Source organism: Oceaniglobus trochenteri (assembly GCF_020529025.1).
GTDB lineage: Bacteria > Pseudomonadota > Alphaproteobacteria > Rhodobacterales > Rhodobacteraceae > Oceaniglobus > Oceaniglobus trochenteri.
The window spans coordinates 44,995-61,111 of sequence record NZ_JACNMM010000011.1; the positions used below are offsets into that span (position 1 = coordinate 44,995).

The 16,117-nt window shown below is 65.1% G+C and carries 15 protein-coding genes; 10 read left to right on the forward strand and 5 right to left on the reverse strand.

Annotation, left to right across the window (positions count from 1 at the left end; genetic code table 11):
* Complete coding sequence (locus tag H7828_RS17790; RefSeq protein ID WP_226782413.1) at positions 1–1,380, reverse strand: AAA family ATPase; 1,380 nt, start codon at positions 1,378–1,380, stop codon at positions 1–3.
* Positions 1,381–1,868: 488 nt separating this feature from the next.
* Between H7828_RS17790 and H7828_RS17795 the strand changes: the two genes are divergently transcribed.
* A complete protein-coding gene (locus H7828_RS17795) occupies positions 1,869–3,032 on the forward strand; it encodes a replication initiation protein (protein WP_226782414.1) in 1,164 nt (387 codons plus the stop codon).
* Between the two features lie 3 nt (positions 3,033–3,035).
* Here the strand turns inward: H7828_RS17795 and H7828_RS17800 are convergent, their stop codons facing one another.
* From H7828_RS17800 to H7828_RS17815, 4 genes are read right to left on the reverse strand one after another with little or no spacing between them, the layout of a single operon-like run.
* On the reverse strand, positions 3,036–4,226 hold the full coding sequence (locus H7828_RS17800; RefSeq protein ID WP_226782415.1) for an ROK family protein: 1,191 nt from the start codon (positions 4,224–4,226) through the stop codon (positions 3,036–3,038).
* A gap of 9 nt (positions 4,227–4,235) precedes the next feature.
* A complete protein-coding gene (locus tag H7828_RS17805) occupies positions 4,236–5,528 on the reverse strand; it encodes a TRAP transporter large permease (protein ID WP_226782416.1) in 1,293 nt (430 codons plus the stop codon).
* Entirely contained in the window at positions 5,518–6,045 is a 528-nt protein-coding gene (locus H7828_RS17810) for a TRAP transporter small permease (protein WP_226782417.1), read from the reverse strand. The genes H7828_RS17805 and H7828_RS17810 overlap by 11 nt, the downstream gene beginning before the upstream one ends.
* Positions 6,046–6,063: 18 nt before the next feature.
* Positions 6,064–7,032: a TRAP transporter substrate-binding protein gene (locus H7828_RS17815; RefSeq protein WP_226782418.1), complete on the reverse strand. Its 969-nt coding sequence runs from the start codon at positions 7,030–7,032 to the stop codon at positions 6,064–6,066.
* Between the two features lie 175 nt (positions 7,033–7,207).
* On the opposite strand from H7828_RS17815, the gene H7828_RS17820 reads away from it, so the two are divergent.
* The 9 genes from H7828_RS17820 (at position 7,208) to H7828_RS17860 (ending at position 16,117) form a co-directional block, all read left to right on the forward strand.
* On the forward strand, positions 7,208–7,954 hold the full coding sequence (locus H7828_RS17820) for a glucosamine-6-phosphate deaminase (RefSeq protein ID WP_226782419.1): 747 nt from the start codon (positions 7,208–7,210) through the stop codon (positions 7,952–7,954).
* A 10-nt stretch (positions 7,955–7,964) separates the two neighbouring features.
* A complete protein-coding gene (locus H7828_RS17825; RefSeq protein WP_226782420.1) occupies positions 7,965–8,978 on the forward strand; it encodes an N-acetylglucosamine-6-phosphate deacetylase in 1,014 nt (337 codons plus the stop codon).
* 183 nt (positions 8,979–9,161) lie between these two features.
* Positions 9,162–10,247, forward strand: a complete 1,086-nt coding sequence (locus tag H7828_RS17830; RefSeq protein ID WP_226782421.1) for a hypothetical protein — start codon at positions 9,162–9,164, stop codon at positions 10,245–10,247.
* A gap of 140 nt (positions 10,248–10,387) precedes the next feature.
* Positions 10,388–11,413, forward strand: coding sequence for a Bug family tripartite tricarboxylate transporter substrate binding protein (locus H7828_RS17835; RefSeq protein ID WP_226782422.1), 1,026 nt, complete (start codon positions 10,388–10,390; stop codon positions 11,411–11,413).
* Positions 11,414–11,495: 82 nt separating this feature from the next.
* Entirely contained in the window at positions 11,496–11,957 is a 462-nt protein-coding gene (locus H7828_RS17840; RefSeq protein ID WP_226782423.1) for a tripartite tricarboxylate transporter TctB family protein, read from the forward strand.
* Positions 11,954–13,471: a tripartite tricarboxylate transporter permease gene (locus H7828_RS17845; RefSeq protein ID WP_226782424.1), complete on the forward strand. Its 1,518-nt coding sequence runs from the start codon at positions 11,954–11,956 to the stop codon at positions 13,469–13,471. Before H7828_RS17840 ends, H7828_RS17845 begins: the two co-directional genes overlap by 4 nt.
* Entirely contained in the window at positions 13,471–14,109 is a 639-nt protein-coding gene (locus tag H7828_RS17850) for a TetR/AcrR family transcriptional regulator (RefSeq protein WP_226782425.1), read from the forward strand. The genes H7828_RS17845 and H7828_RS17850 overlap by 1 nt, the downstream gene beginning before the upstream one ends.
* A complete protein-coding gene (locus H7828_RS17855; protein WP_226782426.1) occupies positions 14,106–14,969 on the forward strand; it encodes a sugar phosphate isomerase/epimerase family protein in 864 nt (287 codons plus the stop codon). Before H7828_RS17850 ends, H7828_RS17855 begins: the two co-directional genes overlap by 4 nt.
* Positions 14,966–16,117 (forward strand): Gfo/Idh/MocA family protein, encoded by a 1,152-nt coding sequence (locus H7828_RS17860; protein WP_226782427.1) that lies wholly within the window; start codon positions 14,966–14,968, stop codon positions 16,115–16,117. Before H7828_RS17855 ends, H7828_RS17860 begins: the two co-directional genes overlap by 4 nt.

Here is a 16,117-nt window from a genome sequence, read left to right on the forward strand (position 1 = left end):
TCAGCCTTCCTTCTCCATCTGCAGATCGCGCCACCAGGCGCCCAAAATCACTTCCTTCACCTCGGCCCATGTCCGGTCAAAGGTCTCCCGTCCACGGGTATAGGTATCGCGGTTGAACTCGCGGTAATCGGCCTCGTAGATGCCGTTCACCTGCTCACCGGCCTGGCCCACCATGGCCGTCACATCCTGGCGGAAGGCCGTCATGAAATCGCCGAAGTAGGCCTGGATGACATTGGCCAGGTCCGTCTGCTGGCCCGCATCGAACCGCGTGATGATGGTGCGCACGGCGTCCCATTCGAACCGGATTTCCGAAAGCCCGTTGCGCCGCCGCGCGGCATTCTCGCCCTCTTCGATACTTGCGAAGGTGGAATAGAGCATGTCGAAGAAACGGCCGGTGGAATCGAACTCAAGGAACGACGCCCCCAGAGGCACCAGAAGAATATCCGCCGCCGACAGCGCGTTGATGGTCAGATAGCCCAGGGCAGGGGGTGTATCGAGGAAGACCATGTCGTAATCGTCCAGCACGCCACCTTCGGACAGGGCATTTCCCAGCGCGTCCCACAGGGGCCAGGACCCAAGCTGCATCCGCCAGACCGGCACCTGGAATTCGGCCCAGTAAAGGTTCAGCTGTGCGCCGATCAGGTCGATATTGGGCCAGTGGGTTTTCTGGATCAGGTTTCGCGGCGAAACCTGAAGCGCCTCGTTCAGGGTTTCGTCAAGCGGCAGTTCCGGCGCGCCCGAGGCCCGGCGCACGGCGTTTTCGTCCACCACATGGCGGGCGTAATCCCGCGCGATCAGCGGAAAGGCGGTTTCCCATTCATCCGCAACGCTGCCCCCCATGATCGAGGTCATGGAGCCCTGGGAATCGAGGTCGATCACCAGCACCTTGTAGCCGTCCAGCGCCGCCGACATCGCCAGATGCGCGGCGGTACTTGTCTTGCCGACGCCCCCCTTGAAGTTGGCCACGGCGACGATCTTGGCCGGCAGACCTTCAGGCCGCCAGGGCAGGTATTCGCGGTTGCTGGCCCCTTCTTCGGCGAAGTGTTCGCGCAGCGTCAGGATATCCTCCAGCGAATACCACTTCGACCCGCCATCACCCACGCCCTGGGGCAGGTCGGGATGGGCCTTCAGCACCCGGCGCAGGTGGGCCGGGGCGACGGGGATGAGATAGCGGCAAACCTCCCATGTCGAGAACCGGCGCAGACGCTTCTTGCCATCGGGTGCATAGCCGCGCCGGGCCAGATCATCGCGCCCCTTCGCCGCGAAATTCGCCGCCTTGGCAAAGCGCGCGGTATCGATGGGCTGGGCCAGCTTGGCCGCGGCCTGCGCGGGGTCTATGTTGGCGTAAGGGGGCAGGGGTGTTTTTGAGTTGGACGACATGAGATCCACGGATGTACGACGTTGCAGGGTATGTTGGCCGAACTATCGCACATGCCCCGGGTCTTGTGAATCACTTTGGCGGAAATAGGCTCTGTCATTGCTGAAAATAAAAGAAACATCACCCACGAGGTGTAGAATCTTTCAGGACTTTAGAATCTTTGCTGCCAATTTCACAGGGTTTTACAATAAGATAGGGGCAGTTGGGGACCCGGAAACAGGTTCAAGGGGACCCGGCTTCGGGATGAAAGGCACCCGGATACGGGGTGAACCGGCCCCGAATGCGGTTTTCGACCCGCTCAAGAGCCTTTTTGCTTGAATTCGTCACGCATCGGGTCGGCCCCCGATTCGGGTGATCCCGGAAACGGGTTCCTTTCAATTTCCCTACCAGACCGTCGCGGCGCATTAAGGCACCCGAAACCCCGTTGTCACAGGGTGCCTTTTGGGCAAAGGTAGACCAAAGGCGGGCAACCGCAAAGGGCAGGCGAATCATGGACGAGATACCCAGAGAGCAATTGACCGGATCGCTCAGGCGTGGGGCGGTGAAGAAACACGTCGCCGCGATTCATGTCTCGGGCAAGCTGACCCTGCTGCAGCGGAAGCTGAGCAATGTTCTTCTGCTGAACGCCTATGACACGCTGATCCTGCAACCCAGCCACCAGATCGACGCGCGCACCCTGTGCCAGATGATCGGCTACAATTCCAACGACATGGAGACGCTGAAGCAATCCCTGCGCGGCCTGGCGGAAACGGTGGCCGAATGGGACATGCTGGATGCCAAGGGCCAACAGGAATGGGGCGTGTCCAGCCTACTGAGCTATGCCAAGCTGAAGGGCGGGGTCTGTGAATATGCCTATTCCCCGGCCCTGGCCGAAAAGCTGAACGACCCCAAGGTCTTTGCTCTGATCAACCTGAACATCCAGCGAAGGTTCACCGGCGGGCATGCCCTGGCGCTTTACGAAAACTGCTATCGCTTCGTGCGCACCGGCAGCACCGGGTGGTGGCCGCTGGACCTGTTCCGCCGCCTGATGGGGGTGGCCGACAGTGCCTATTACGAAAGTTACAAGCATCTGAACGCCAAGATCATCAAGCCCGCGGTGGACGAGGTGAACAAGACCAGCAACATCGTGGTCACGCCCGAAACCCGCAAGCGGGGCAGGGCGGTGACGGATATCCGCTTTCTCATCTCGGAGAACCCGCAGCTTTCCATCCTCGATATCGACGACGGCGGCGCGGTGCGGGGGGGCGCCGTCTATCAGAAGCTGCGCGCGCTTGGTGCCAGCGACCGCCTGGCGCGCCAGTGGATCGGCGAACACGGCGAGGATTACGTGCGCGACAAGCTGAGCTATGTGGCGGGGCAGGGGAACGTCAAAAGCCCCGTGCGCTATCTTCAGGCGGCGCTGCGTGACGATTACCGCGACGAAACCCCGAACCCCGAAGTGGCCGGCGAACCCAGCGCGCGCGCGCAACGCCTGGCCCGGGTGCGCGATGCCATGGCCGCCCGCAGCCCCACCCAGCGCGACGCCGACAAGCGTCTGTTCATGTCGACGCTGGAGGACCCCGCCGCGCGGGCCGATTTCGAACGGCACGGCTGGATCTCACCGATGAACGCCGAGGCGATCTTTGCCTTCTGGGAAAGGGTCGGGGTGGAATAGGAGCTAACCCTCGGCCGCGCGCAGGCTGCGCGCGCGCTGATCGCTGCCGGCCACCAGATCGCGCAGGGCGCGGTCCATGGGTTCGCTCAGCGCGCCGGAAAGCTCTGACAGGTCGCTGTTGTCGCTGACCGAAACGCGCACCTTGTCAAGCGAGCGCAGCATGGGCGCGGCATCGAAGGTCTGCACAAAGCGGGCGAAGACATCGGGGTTCTGCACGAAGGGGCCGGTCAGAATCACCCTTTCGGGAAACAGCAGGCGGCAGAGGTTCGCCGTCAGGCGCAGCACCTCGGCCAGGGCGCCCTGGATCGCCGGAGAATCCCGCAGGTCCATGCGGGCCAGATGGGCGGCGATTCCGCTTTCGCTGTGGGGCAGGCCGGGGAATTCCCGTGCAAGGGCAGGGCGGATGGCCCAAAGCCCGGCCACGGTCTCAAGGCAATCGGTATTGCCGCAGCTGCATTGCCGCCCGCGCCCGTTGCCAAGGCCCCAGTGCCCGATCTCGCAGAACCGCCCGCGGTTGCGGTTCACCACCTCCCCGCCCGAGGCATAGGCGGCGCCGATCCCGTGCCCCCAGTGCAGCAGAAGCGCGTTTTCCTCGGGGTGGTGACGTTCGATAACCCGCAGACCGGCCAGTTCGGCATCAAGGTTGCGGATCAGCCAGACAGGGCAGCCGAAATCCCCCAGCGCGGCCCCAAGATCGAGGTTGCGCAGCTCGGGCCAGCGGGCCGAGACGCACCATATCTTGTGTTCGGCATCTAGAAGGCCCGACATCGAACAGACCACGGCGGCCAGTTCCACCTGCGGCGCGAAGAGCGCGGCGGTGTCCTGCACCAGGCGGTGCATCATCCGGGCCACGGTTTCGGTGTCGCTGTGGGTCGGGGGGTGGGCGGTGACCTGGCCCAGCACCCGCAGCCCCAGATCGACGGCGCTGGCCACCAGCGACTGGTCGATCACGGTCACGAAGACGGCGCCCAGCCTTTGCTGGTTGAACGACAGAACCGCCGCCGGGCGCCCCTTGCCCCGGCCCCGCGCAGCGTTCTCGTGCAGAACCTCCTGCGCGATCAGGCGTCCCACCAGGTCGGACACGGTGGTCGAGCGCATGCCAAGCTGGCGCGAGATCTCGCCGCGGTTGGTGGCCTGGCCACTGCGCACAAGCGAGGCCACGGCAACAAGATCGTCTGTGCGGTCGGTCTCCATGGCGGGGCTTTATCGCATTAGGGCGGGGAGTGTCATCGTAAGCGCAGGGATATAGGTGACCAGCAGCAGAACCACAATCATCGCCAGATAGAAGGGCCACATCTGGCGCAGGGCAGGGCCCATGCGAATGCGCGCGATGCCGCAACCGACGATCAGCGATGTGCCGACGGGTGGCGTACACAGCCCGATCCCGAGGTTCAGGATCATCATCACCCCGAAATGGATCGGATCGACCCCCACCTTGGTGACGATGGGCAGAAGGATCGGCGTCAGCAGCAGGATCAGCACGCCCATGTCCATCAGCATTCCCAGCACCAGCAGCAGCACGTTCACCGCCAGCAGCACGAACAGCTTGTTGTCCGAGATGAAGAAGATCGCCTCGGCCAACAGCGCGGGAATGCGCAGATAGGACAGAAGGAACCCGAAGACCGAGGATGTCATGATGATCGCCGTCACCATGGCCAGCGTCGTGAGCGTGGTGGCGAAGATCCGCCCGATCGAGGCCGGGTTCAGGCTGCGATACCAGAACAGCGTCACCAGCAGGGCATAGACGACGGCCACGGCGGCCGATTCCGTGGCGGTGAAGATGCCCGACAGGATGCCGCCGATGATGATGACGATGGTGAACAGCCCGATGGCGGCATCGGCCAGCGTCACCAGCCCGCTGCGCAGGTCATAGCGCCGGCCCATGGGGTGGCGATGCTTGCGCGCCATGATGGCGCAGATCACCATCAGCGACCCGCCCAGAAGGAAGCCGGGCACGTAACCGGCCAGGAACAGGGTGGAAATCGGCAGGCCCCCGGCGGCCAGGGCATAGAAGATCATGTTCTGGCTGGGCGGAATCAGGACACCCTGCACCGACGAGGTGATGGTGACGGACACCGAATATCCGGGGGGATAGCCCGCCTTGTTCATCGCCGGAATCAGGAACGACCCGATCGAGGCGACATCGGCCACCGATGACCCCGAGATGCCGCCGAACATGGTGCTGGCCACCACGTTGCCATGGGCCAGCCCGCCGCGCATCCGCCCCACCAGGACATCGGCCAGTTTCACCAGCCGGTCGGAAATGCCGCCCTCGGTCATGATGTTGCCCACCAGGATGAAGAAGGGCACCGCCAGGAAGGTGAAGGAATTCAAGCCGTTGATCATCCGCTGCGCCACCACCAGAAGCGGCAGCCCAAGGTGCATCGCGGTGGCCAGAGAGGCCAGCCCAAGGGCAAAGGCGATGGGCACGCGGATCAGCATCAGCCCCAGGAACCCGCCCAGAAGCAGGGCGATTCCGATCCAGTCAACCGACATTGTGGGCCTCCGGGTGTGCGGGATCGTGGGCGTCGGGGATCGTCACGTCGCGCTGCACCATGTTGCCAAGCGCGTTGACGATGCCAAGGGCGCCACCGGCGATCGCGGGATAGTAAAGCAGTGATTTCGGCCAGCCCGAGGCGGGCAGAACCTGAACCCCGGTCAACGCGATCAGGTCTTCGCCGTAATACATGACCGTGAACATGAAGCCCGCCATCGACAGCTGCGCCAGGTAATCCAGCGCCAGGGCAAGGGGGCGGGGCAGAAGATCACGAAAGAAGGTGATGGCGACATGTTCATGCCGCCGAATGCCCACCGCCACGGCCAGAAGCCCGAACCAGATCAGGCACAGAAGCGCGATCTCCTCGGACCAGCTGGTGGGGCTGTTGAGCGCGAAGCGCAGGAACACCTGCGCCACGGTGATCGCCGTGATGGCGACCAGAAGAAGGTGGCAGGCGAGGGCGGCCAGCCGGTTGAGCCAATCGAGAATGCTTGCCAGCCGGCCGCGCCACGCCATTGTCATCAGATCCGCCCGTTATTTCGCGGCTGCGATACGGTCGAGCAGCGGCAGCAGGTCCGGGAACTCTTCATAGATCGGCTGAACGGCGGCCTGGAAGGGCGCGTTGTCGATCTCGTTCACCGTTGCGCCGCCCTCGACCACCGTGTCGCGGGCCTTTTCGTTGGCTTCGCGCATGATCTCGCGCTCATACATCGAGGCTTCGACGGCGGCCTTGGTGATGGCGTCCTGGTGTTCGGGGGGCAGACCGTCGAACCGGGCCTTGTTCATCAGGATCAGGGCCGGCGGGCTGAGGTGGGCATCGACCACATAGTTCGGCGCCACTTCGTAATGGGCCGAGGTGTGATAGCTGACGAAATCGTTCTCGGCCCCGTCGATCACCCCGGTCTGAAGGGCGGAATAGACCTCGCCATAGTTCATCGGGGTGGGCACGGCGCCCAGAAGCTCCATCATGCGGATCGAGATCGGCGCGGGCTGCACCCGGATCTTCATGCCCTTGAGGTCTTCGATGCTGGTGATCGTCTTGCCCTCGACGGTGTAGAACGACCGCGCGCCGGCATCCATGTAGGCAAAGCCCTTCAGCCCGACCTTTTCCAGATCGGCCAGAACCTCGTCACCGACATCGCCGTCCAGAACCTTGTACTTGTGATCCCAGCCCGCGAAGACATAGGGCAGGGTGAAGACGCCCATCGAGGGGCTGACGTTGGCCAGGCCGACCGAGTTCACGCGGCTGAAATCGATGATTCCGGCCTGGGTCTGCTCGATGGATTCCGGCTCTTGCCCCAACTGGGCGCCCGAGAAGACCTGAACCTCGATCTCGCCGTCCGTGTATTCCTTCACCAGGTCGGCAAAGCGGTACATGGCAACGGTCACCGGGTTGGTGTCGGGCTGGTTTTCGGCCAGGCGCATGACGGTCTGGGCCGAAACGGCCGCCGGAACGAAGGCGGCGCTGGCAAGAAGCCCAAGAAGGGCGTGGCGCATTTTCATTGTGAGTCTCCCTTGGTGTTTGTTTGCTTTGCGGTCACCAAAGCGCGGATTCTGCGCTGGGTCAACATATTTGAACGAAACTGTTCTAAATAACTTTCCGCTTTTGATGGCGTGTTGACAGGCGACTTCTTTTCATATCGGTATATCGAAACAGAAATGTTCAAAAGGTGCTGGGATGCAGACGACGGTTCATGACGACAAGCAGGCCATGGGGCGCGCCGCCGCCCGCGAAGGCGCCGAGGCCATCCGCGCCGCTATCGCCCGTGACGGACGTGCGGCGGTGATCGTGGCCACCGGCGCCAGCCAGTTCGAGATGCTGGAACACCTGGTCAGGGAAGACCTGGACTGGAGCCGCGTGACCGCCTTTCACCTGGATGAATATGTCGGCCTGCCCGACGATCACGCGGCCAGCTTCCGGGGCTATCTTCAGACCCGCTTTGTCGAACCCGTGGGCAACCTGGGTGAATTCGTCGCCGTGAACGGCAATGCCGCCGACATCGACGCCGAGATCGCCCGCCTGAACAAGCGGATTGCGGCCGAGGACATCTGCGTCTGTTTCGCCGGCGTGGGCGAAAACTGCCACCTGGCCTTCAACGATCCGCCCGCCGATTTCGACACCGATGCACCCTATATCGTGGTCAATCTCGACACGGCCTGCCGCAACCAGCAGTTCGGCGAAGGCTGGTTCCCCACGCTGGAGGATGTGCCCGCCCAGGCCGTTTCGATGTCGGTGCGCCAGATCCTGAAGTCGGGCAAGATCATCCTGTCGATCCCGGACGAACGCAAGGCAAAGGCCGTGAAGGCCGCGCTGGAAGGCCCGGTCACCAACACCGCGCCTGCCTCGATCCTGCAGGGCCACGATGCGGTCAGCGTCCACCTGGACCCGGCGGCCGCCTCGCTTCTGTCGTCTGCGGCAAGCTGAGGGTGGCGCCGTGCAGACCGAGGGGCTTTTCGATCTCCAGGTGAATGGATACGGCGGGGTCGATTTCAACGATCCCGCCATGTCCGCCGCGGCGCTGGACGTGGCGCTTGCGGCCATGCTGGAGGATGGCGTCACCGGCTGCCTGCCGACCCTGATCACCGCCACCCCCGAGGATCTGCGCGTCCGCTTCGCCGCGCTGGACAAGGCGGTACGGGAAAGTCGGCTGGGCCCTCTCATGGTGCCCGGCTATCACCTTGAGGGGCCTTTCCTGAACCCCGGTGAAGGCTATCACGGCTGTCATCCCGCCGATGCCATGTGCGACCCCGACACGGGGCTGGTGGCCGGGCTGGATGAAAACCTGTCACGCCCGATCCTTCTGGTGACCCTTGCGCCGGAACGGCCCGGCGCCATGGCGGCGATCCGAACCTGGGTGGATGCGGGCAAGGCCGTGGCCGTGGCCCATTCGGCGGCGGATTTCGCCACGATCCGCGCCGCGGCCGACGCGGGCATGACCCTGTCGACCCACCTGGGCAACGGTCTGCCGCAGGTTCTGCCGAAACTCGACAACACGCTTCTGGCACAGCTGGCCGAACCGCGCCTGACCGCCTGCCTGATCGCCGACGGGCACCACATTCCGAAAGAGGCCCTGCGCGCCCTGATCGCCCTGAAGGGGGCGGCGCGCTGTGTGCTGGTCAGCGATGCGGTGGTGGCCGCCGCCATGCCTCCCGGGACCTACAGTTTCGCGGGAATGGCCGTCACCCTGGAAGAGGGTGGTCGCGTTGCGCAACCTTCGGGCAGCGGGCTTGCCGGTTCGGCCCTGCGGCTGGACCAGGCGGTGCGCAACCTGGTGGACTGGGCGATTGCCCCGCCCGAACACGCCGCCGCCATGGCAGGCCCGGCCCCCCGCGCGACCCTGGCCCGCGCCCTGGCCCACCACGGCATCACCATCGACCCCGGCACGGTGACATGGGACGATGCCCTGAAACCGCGCGTCACACGAATGCCCGCGCTGAACCGGGGCTGACCCCGGCAAAGGGGCAAACAGTACCGTGCATTTCCGCTAAAATCATGCTGTCCTGCGATTTTCAGCCCCACCCGGCCAGGTGCCGGGGCGGTTGAAGTGATTTCCACGGATGCAGGAACCCCAGCCCATGATGCCCCCCGTTGCCCTTTCTCGTCGCGTAGATGCCAACCGCCGGTGCCGGACATGACCGTTGCCCTGCACAGCCTGACGGCACGTGGAATCAGCGCCACGCTGGATCTTGACCACGGCCAGTTGCACAGCTTGGAGGTGCATCGCGACGGCCGCGACATTAACCCCTGGTCGCGGGTGCCCTGGGCCGATGGCCCCGATGATCCGGCCCGCTTCGCCCCAGACATGCCGCCCCACCTGCGCCGCATGTCGGGCGATTTCTTCTGCGCGCCCTTCGTGCGGGACGATGTCGAGGGCGCGCCGCCCCACGGCTGGACGGCCAACAGCGCCTGGTCTCTGGTCGAGGATGTGGAGATCGCGGGCGGGCGGCGCGCGACCTTCGAACTGGGCCGCCGGGTGGCCGGGGCGACGGTGCACAAGGTCTGGACCCTGCTGGATGACCACCCCTTCCTTTACCAGTGCCACCGCTTCACGGGCGGGCAGGGCGGATTGCCCGTCGCGCATCACGCCATGCTGGATCTGCGCAGGGGCGGTGTGCTGGCCTTTTCCCCCAAGCGCCGGGCCGAAACCTCGGCCAATGTCCCCGAGCCGGACGGAAGGGGCGGGCGGTCGATTCTGCGTTATCCGGCGCAATCCACCGATCTGACGGCCTTTCCCTCGGCGCAGGGTCCGGTGGACCTGACGCGCTATCCCTGGGCCGAGCGGCATGTCGATCTGGTGATGCTGGTGGATGCGCCCGAGGGGCCCCATGGCTGGGCCACAGCGGTGCGGCCCGCGGATCGCGACGTGGCCATGCTGATCAAGCCGGTGTCGGTTCTGCCCCAGACCATGCTGTGGATGTCCAACGGCGGGCGGCCCTATGCCCCCTGGAACGGCGAACACCTGGGCGTTCTGGGCATCGAAGAGGTGTGCAGCTTCGGCCCGGCGGGGCGGAAAGCCTCTTGCGCCGAAAACGCCCTGACGCGCGAAGGCATCGCGACCGCGATCGATCTTGGCGCCGCGCCGGTGGTCGAAGTCCGCACGGCCATGGGCGCCCTTCCCTCGGCCGCCGCCGGCCCCCTGACGATGGAGGTCGGGGCAACATCCGTGGCCCTCTCGGATGGCACCCGCGTGCCCTTCGACGCGTCGCTGGTGGGCTGAGTGTTTGCGGGCCGAGGGGGTCTCCTCCCTCGGCCATGCCGGGGCAGGGGGGTGGATCGCGGAAACCGATGCTTGACCGAATCGCCATTTCCTACTAGTTGGTAGTATATCTACCAGTTGGTAGTATTTGGGAGGAATACATGAACAACAAAGTAACGGCATCCATTGCCGCCCTCGGTCTGCTTGCAACCGCTCCGATGGCCGCGCTGGCCGATGCCCACGCGACCTGGCAGCCGGATCGCCCCATCAACATCATCGTGCCGTGGTCGGCAGGCGGATCGACCGACCAGGTCACCCGCGTCGTCGCCCCCATCCTGGCCGAGGCCCTTGGCACCGACGTCGTCGTCGTGAACCAGCCGGGCGCGTCGGGGTCGATCGGCACCAAGGCGGCGCTTGACGCCCCGCGCGACGGATACACCTGGACGGCAAACGCCGTGGCGAACAACGCCACCTATGCCGTCACCGGCCTGGTCGAGAATACCTCGATCGAGGATTACGAAATCTACCTCAGCGTGGCCAACGTGCCGGTGGTCAGCGTGAACGCCGACAGCGAATACACTGACTTCGCCCAGCTTCTGGAAGCGATGAAGGGCAGCGGCGTCACCATCGGCACCGCCGGCGTGAACTCGTCGGGCGGCATGGCCATGGCAGCCATCGGCGAAGCGGCCGAGGGCGAACTTGGCGCGCGCATGGTCACATATGACGGTGGCGCCCCCGCCGTGATGGCCGCCGCCAGCGGCGAAGTCGTGGCCACCACCCAGCTTGCCGTCGAACAGACCGAGATGATCCGCGCCGGCCGTCTGCGGGCGCTGACCGTTCTGTCGGATCAGGCGCTTGAGATCGAAGGCATCGACGCGATTCCGCCGATCACCGATTTCATGCCCGATTTCCCGGTCGCCTCGGACTATTTCGGCATCCTGATCCCCACCGGCGCCCCGGACGAGGTTTACGCCACGGTCGAGGCGATCTGGAACGACAAGATCGCCAATTCGCCCGAGCTCAAGGCCTATGCCAAGGATCGCGGTGCGGTCTTCGCGCCCTCTGCCGGTGCCGCCGCCCTTGAAAAGGCGATGCCCGTGATCGAGGCCGAGGCCTGCGCCCGCGTCACCCGCGGCGAAGCCGTCGTCGATCCGTCCGAGTTCGGCATCACCTGCGCCGCCGAATAAAGGCCCCGCGCGCCGCCCTGCACTCCGGGCGGCGCGCCTTCGATAACCCCGCACATTCCGCAAACTCACGAGGACGCCATTCATGCGCCTTGATTCCGCACGCGCCGACCGCATCACCGCTGTCGTCCTGATCGCCATGGGGCTGGTCATGCTCTGGGCCGGTTACACCATGGACCGGCTTGAAATCCGCCGCATTCACCCCTCGTCGATACCGGGGCTGGTTCCGATGATGCTGGGTGTCGGCATCTGCATCTGCGCGGTGTTCCTGTTTCTGGGGGCGCGTGACCCGGACGATCCGCCGCCCGCCGCCTCGTGGCGCAACATGCTGATCGCCGGTGTTTGGAGCGGCCTTTTCGCGCTGCTGATGGTGGGCAACCTGCCGTTCTACGCGGCCACGGCGATCTATGTCGCGGGCTTCGTCATCATCTTCGACACGGGCCTGCCGCCGGTGAAACGTGCGGTCATCGGCTGTGTCTTCGGCATCCTTGCCGCCGGGATCATCGGTGCCCTGTTCCGCTATGCCTTCCTGGTGCGCCTGCCATGACCGGATTTGCAAACTTCGGCGCCGCCCTCTGGGAGCTGGCCACATTCACCACCCTGTTTCACGTCACCTGGGCGACGCTTCTGGGCATCTTCGTCGGCTCGCTTCCCGGGCTGACGGCCACCATGGGCGTCGCGCTTCTGACCACGCTGACCTACACGATGGACCGCGACGCCGCGATCCTGGTGCTGCTGTGCATGTATGTCGGGGCCATCTACGGCGGGTCGCGCAGCGCGATCCTGCTGAACATCCCCGGCACGCCCGCCAGTGCGGCCACCGCGCTGGACGGCTTCCCGTTGGCCCAGCAGGGCAGGGCGGGCTATGCCATGGGGCTGGCCACCGCCGGTTCGGCCTTCGGCACGCTGATCGGCATCATCCTTCTGGTCATGTTGGCCCCGCCCCTGGCCGAGGCGGCGCTGAAGTTCGGCAGTTACGAATTCTTCTGGCTGGCGCTCTTCGGCATCGTGATCTCGGGTCAGCTGACCGGCGGCTCCTCGCCGCTCAAGGGCTATATCGCCGGGATGCTGGGGCTGATGGTGGCCATGGTCGGTTCGGACGGCATCCATTCCCATGTGCGCCTGACCGGCGGCTGGGGCGAATTGAACGGTGGCATCGGGTTGATCCCGGCCATGGTGGGTGCCTTCGGCTTTGCCGAGGTGCTGAGCGTTATGTGGCAATCTGTGCCGCAGATGGCCAACGGCAAAAGCAAGGGCAGCAGCCTGCCCGCGCTGGTCGATCTCTGGCGCTATCGTCTGACCATCGTGCGCTCGGGCGTGATCGGTACGCTGGTGGGGATCATCCCCGGCGTGGGCGAGGATATCGGCGCCTGGGCCAGCTATGCCGCCGCGCGCCGCAAGTCGCCCGAACGCGACCAGTTCGGCAAGGGCAGCACCGAGGGCCTGACCGCCGCCGAAACCGGCAACTCGGCCGTCGTGCCCGGCGCACTGATCCCGGCGCTGACCCTGGCCGTGCCCGGTTCGGCCCCGGCCGCTGTCCTGATCGCGGCGCTGTTCATCCATGGCATCCGCCCCGGCCCGATGATCATGCTGGAGGCGCCCACCTTCATCTATTCCGTTGCCGCGATGATGGTCTTTGCCACCATTGCCATCGGGGTCTTCGGTGTCGCGCTGACGCCGCTGTTCATCCAGGTGCTGCGCATCCCGCGGGCCTGGCTGATGCCGGTGGTCTTTACCCTTTGCGTCATCGGCCCCTATGCCCTGACCCAGCGGATATTCGACATCTGGGTGATGGTGGCCTTCGGAATCATCGGGTTCCTGATGCGGCAGATGAACTATCCCGTCGCGCCGCTGGTGCTGGGCATCATCCTGGGCGATCTGCTGGACAAGTCGCTGCGCCGGGGGCTGATCCTGTCGGATGGCGATGTGACGGCCTTCTTCACCCGGCCGATTTCGGCGGGCTTTGCCATCATCATCGCCACGTCGATCATCCTGTCCATCGGGCCGGTGCGCCGCTTTGTCGCCGCGCGCAACCCCTTCACCCGCAAGGCGCGCGGCTGATGGCCCGCCGCGCCCCCCGCCGCCACGATGCCGAGGCCGCGCGCGCCGACATCCTGGCCGCCGCCCTGGCCGAGTTTGCCGAGCACGGGCATGCCGGGGCGCGGATCGACCGTATCGCCAAGGCCAGCGGCATGAGCAAGCCGATGATCTACAGCTATTTCACCGACAAGGACGGCCTTTACGCCGCCGCCCTGCGCGAGGCCTACGTTCAGATCCGCGAAGGCGAACGCACGCTGCACCTCACCGATTTCGCCCCCTCCGAGGCGATCGCGGCGCTGGTGTCGTTCACGCTGGACCATTTCATCGAAAAACCCTGGTTCGTGTCGATGCTGAACACCGAGAACCTGCGCGGCGGCAATACCATCGCCGATATCGGTGACCTGTCGGAAATCCAGTCGCATCTGGTGCGCGAAATCGGTCTGATCCTTGACCGTGGCGTGGCCGAGGGGCGGTTCCGGGCGGGGGTGGACCCGGTCGAACTCTACATCACCGTCGCCTCGCTCTGCTATTTTCCGGTGGCCAACCGCCACACGCTGAAATCGGTCTTCGGGCGTGACATCGCGCATCCACCGCAACTGGCCGAACGGCGCAAGCTGATCACCCAGATGGTTCTGGCCTGGCTGGAGGGTGGATCGTGAAACCGCAGCTCACCTTCTGCAACGAACTGCTGGCCGCCGAACATCCGCGTCTGGCCGATCAGGCCCGCATCGCCCGTGAACTGGGGGCCATGGGGCTGGAGCTTGACCCGATGACACTGGGCGAGACGCCCCATCGCCTGAGCCCGTCCCGCATTGCCGAGATCCGCGCCCAGATCGAAGGCGAGGGCATTCGCGTGACCGGGATGCACTGGCTTTTGTCGGGTTTCGGCGAGGCGTCGATCACCGACCCCCTGCGCCGGATGGCAACCCGCGATATCCTTTTCGGGCTGATCGACCTGGCGGCCGAGCTGGGTGCCGGCGTCATGGTCCACGGATCGCCCAAACAGCGGGTGCCGATGCCCCGCGCCACCCCGGCCCGCACCATGGATACCCTGGCTGAGTTCTTTGCCCCCGTCGCAATGGCGGCGCGGGAATCGGGGCTGATCTATTGCATCGAACCCCTGTCGCGGGCCGAAACCGAGGTGATCAACACCGTCGACGAAGGCGCCGACCTGTGCCGCCTTGTGGGCAACCCGGCCTTCCGCACGATGATCGACACCTCGGCCGCGGGTCAGGCCGAACCGCCGGTGGCCGACCTGATCGCCCGCTGGCTGCCCTCGGGGATGATCGGCCACATCCACCTGAACGACACCAACCGCGGCGCCCCCGGCACGGGGAACGATCCGTTCGACGCCATTCTTGCGGCCCTTGCCCGGGGCTGGACGGCCCCCATGGGGGTTGAACCCTTCGCTCTCGCAGGCACCGCCCGCGAGACATTCGAAATCGCCGCGCGCACGGTCTTCGACCTGTGGCCCGGTGCATCCACACCTGAACAGCAGACGATGAAGGAAGTCACATGAGCACACAACGTATCGGCATCATCATGCACGGGGTGACCGGGCGGATGGGTATGAACCAGCACCTGATCCGGTCGGTTCTGGCGATCCGCGATCAGGGCGGTGTCCGGTTGAAGAACGGCGATCTTCTGGTTCCCGACGTGATCATCGTCGGGCGCAACGAACAGAAGATCGCAGAGCTGGCCCGGCGCCATGGGGTGGAACGCTATACCACCGATCTTGACGCGGCTCTGGCCAACAAGGATGACACGGTCTTTTTCGATGCCGCCAGCACCCAGATGCGCCCCGGCCTTCTGAAGAAGGCGATCGACGCGGGCAAGCATGTCTATTCGGAAAAGCCCGTGTCGGAATCCCTGGCCGAAGCGGTGGAAATCGCCCGTCACGCCAAGAAGGCCGGCGTCAAGAACGGCATCGTGCATGACAAGCTGGACCTGCCCGGCCTGCTGAAGCTGAAGCGCCTGCGCGATTCCGGCTTCTTCGGCAAGATCCTCAGCGTGCGGGGCGAATTCGGTTACTGGGTGTTCGAAGGCGACTGGATGGAGGCACAGCGCCCGTCCTGGAACTATCGCAAGCAGGATGGCGGTGGCATGGTGTCGGACATGCTGTGCCATTGGCGCTATGTGCTCGACAACGTGGTGGCGCCGGTCAAGGCCGTGTCCTGCAACGCCGTCACCCATATCCCCGAACGCTGGGACGAGAAGGGCGAGCGGTACGAGGCCACCGCCGACGATGCCGCCTATGCCACCTTCGAGCTTGAGGGCGACATCATCGCGCAGATCAACTCGTCCTGGGCCACGCGGGTGCGGCGCGACGATCTGGTGACCTTCCACATCGACGGCACCCACGGCAGCGCGGTGGCGGGGCTGCACACCTGCTATTCCCAGGCGCGTGTGAACACGCCCAAACCGGTCTGGAACCCCGACCAGAAGCAGACCATGAACTTCTTCGAGGACTGGGTCGAGGTGCCCGACAACAAGGTTTTCGACAACGGTTTCAAGGTGCAGTGGGAACAGTTCCTGCGCCACGTGGTCGAGGATGGCCCCTGGTCCTACACGCTTGAGGAAGGCGCCAAGGGCGTGCAGCTGGCCGAGCTTGGCTATCAATCCTCCGAGGAGCGCCGCTGGCTCGACGTTCCGGCGCTGGACATCTGA

Coding starts and splice junctions, on each gene's coding strand:
- H7828_RS17815 (WP_226782418.1), bottom strand. CDS start 7,032: ATGAAAATGCGCCACGCCCTTCTTGGGCTTCTTGCCAGCGCCGCCTTC.
- H7828_RS17840 (WP_226782423.1), top strand. CDS start 11,496: ATGCGCCTTGATTCCGCACGCGCCGACCGCATCACCGCTGTCGTCCTG.
- H7828_RS17835 (WP_226782422.1), top strand. CDS start 10,388: ATGAACAACAAAGTAACGGCATCCATTGCCGCCCTCGGTCTGCTTGCA.
- H7828_RS17845 (WP_226782424.1), top strand. CDS start 11,954: ATGACCGGATTTGCAAACTTCGGCGCCGCCCTCTGGGAGCTGGCCACA.
- H7828_RS17860 (WP_226782427.1), top strand. CDS start 14,966: ATGAGCACACAACGTATCGGCATCATCATGCACGGGGTGACCGGGCGG.
- H7828_RS17820 (WP_226782419.1), top strand. CDS start 7,208: ATGCAGACGACGGTTCATGACGACAAGCAGGCCATGGGGCGCGCCGCC.
- H7828_RS17810 (WP_226782417.1), bottom strand. CDS start 6,045: ATGGCGTGGCGCGGCCGGCTGGCAAGCATTCTCGATTGGCTCAACCGG.
- H7828_RS17805 (WP_226782416.1), bottom strand. CDS start 5,528: ATGTCGGTTGACTGGATCGGAATCGCCCTGCTTCTGGGCGGGTTCCTG.
- H7828_RS17800 (WP_226782415.1), bottom strand. CDS start 4,226: ATGGAGACCGACCGCACAGACGATCTTGTTGCCGTGGCCTCGCTTGTG.
- H7828_RS17795 (WP_226782414.1), top strand. CDS start 1,869: ATGGACGAGATACCCAGAGAGCAATTGACCGGATCGCTCAGGCGTGGG.
- H7828_RS17830 (WP_226782421.1), top strand. CDS start 9,162: ATGACCGTTGCCCTGCACAGCCTGACGGCACGTGGAATCAGCGCCACG.
- H7828_RS17850 (WP_226782425.1), top strand. CDS start 13,471: ATGGCCCGCCGCGCCCCCCGCCGCCACGATGCCGAGGCCGCGCGCGCC.
- H7828_RS17790 (WP_226782413.1), bottom strand. CDS start 1,380: ATGTCGTCCAACTCAAAAACACCCCTGCCCCCTTACGCCAACATAGAC.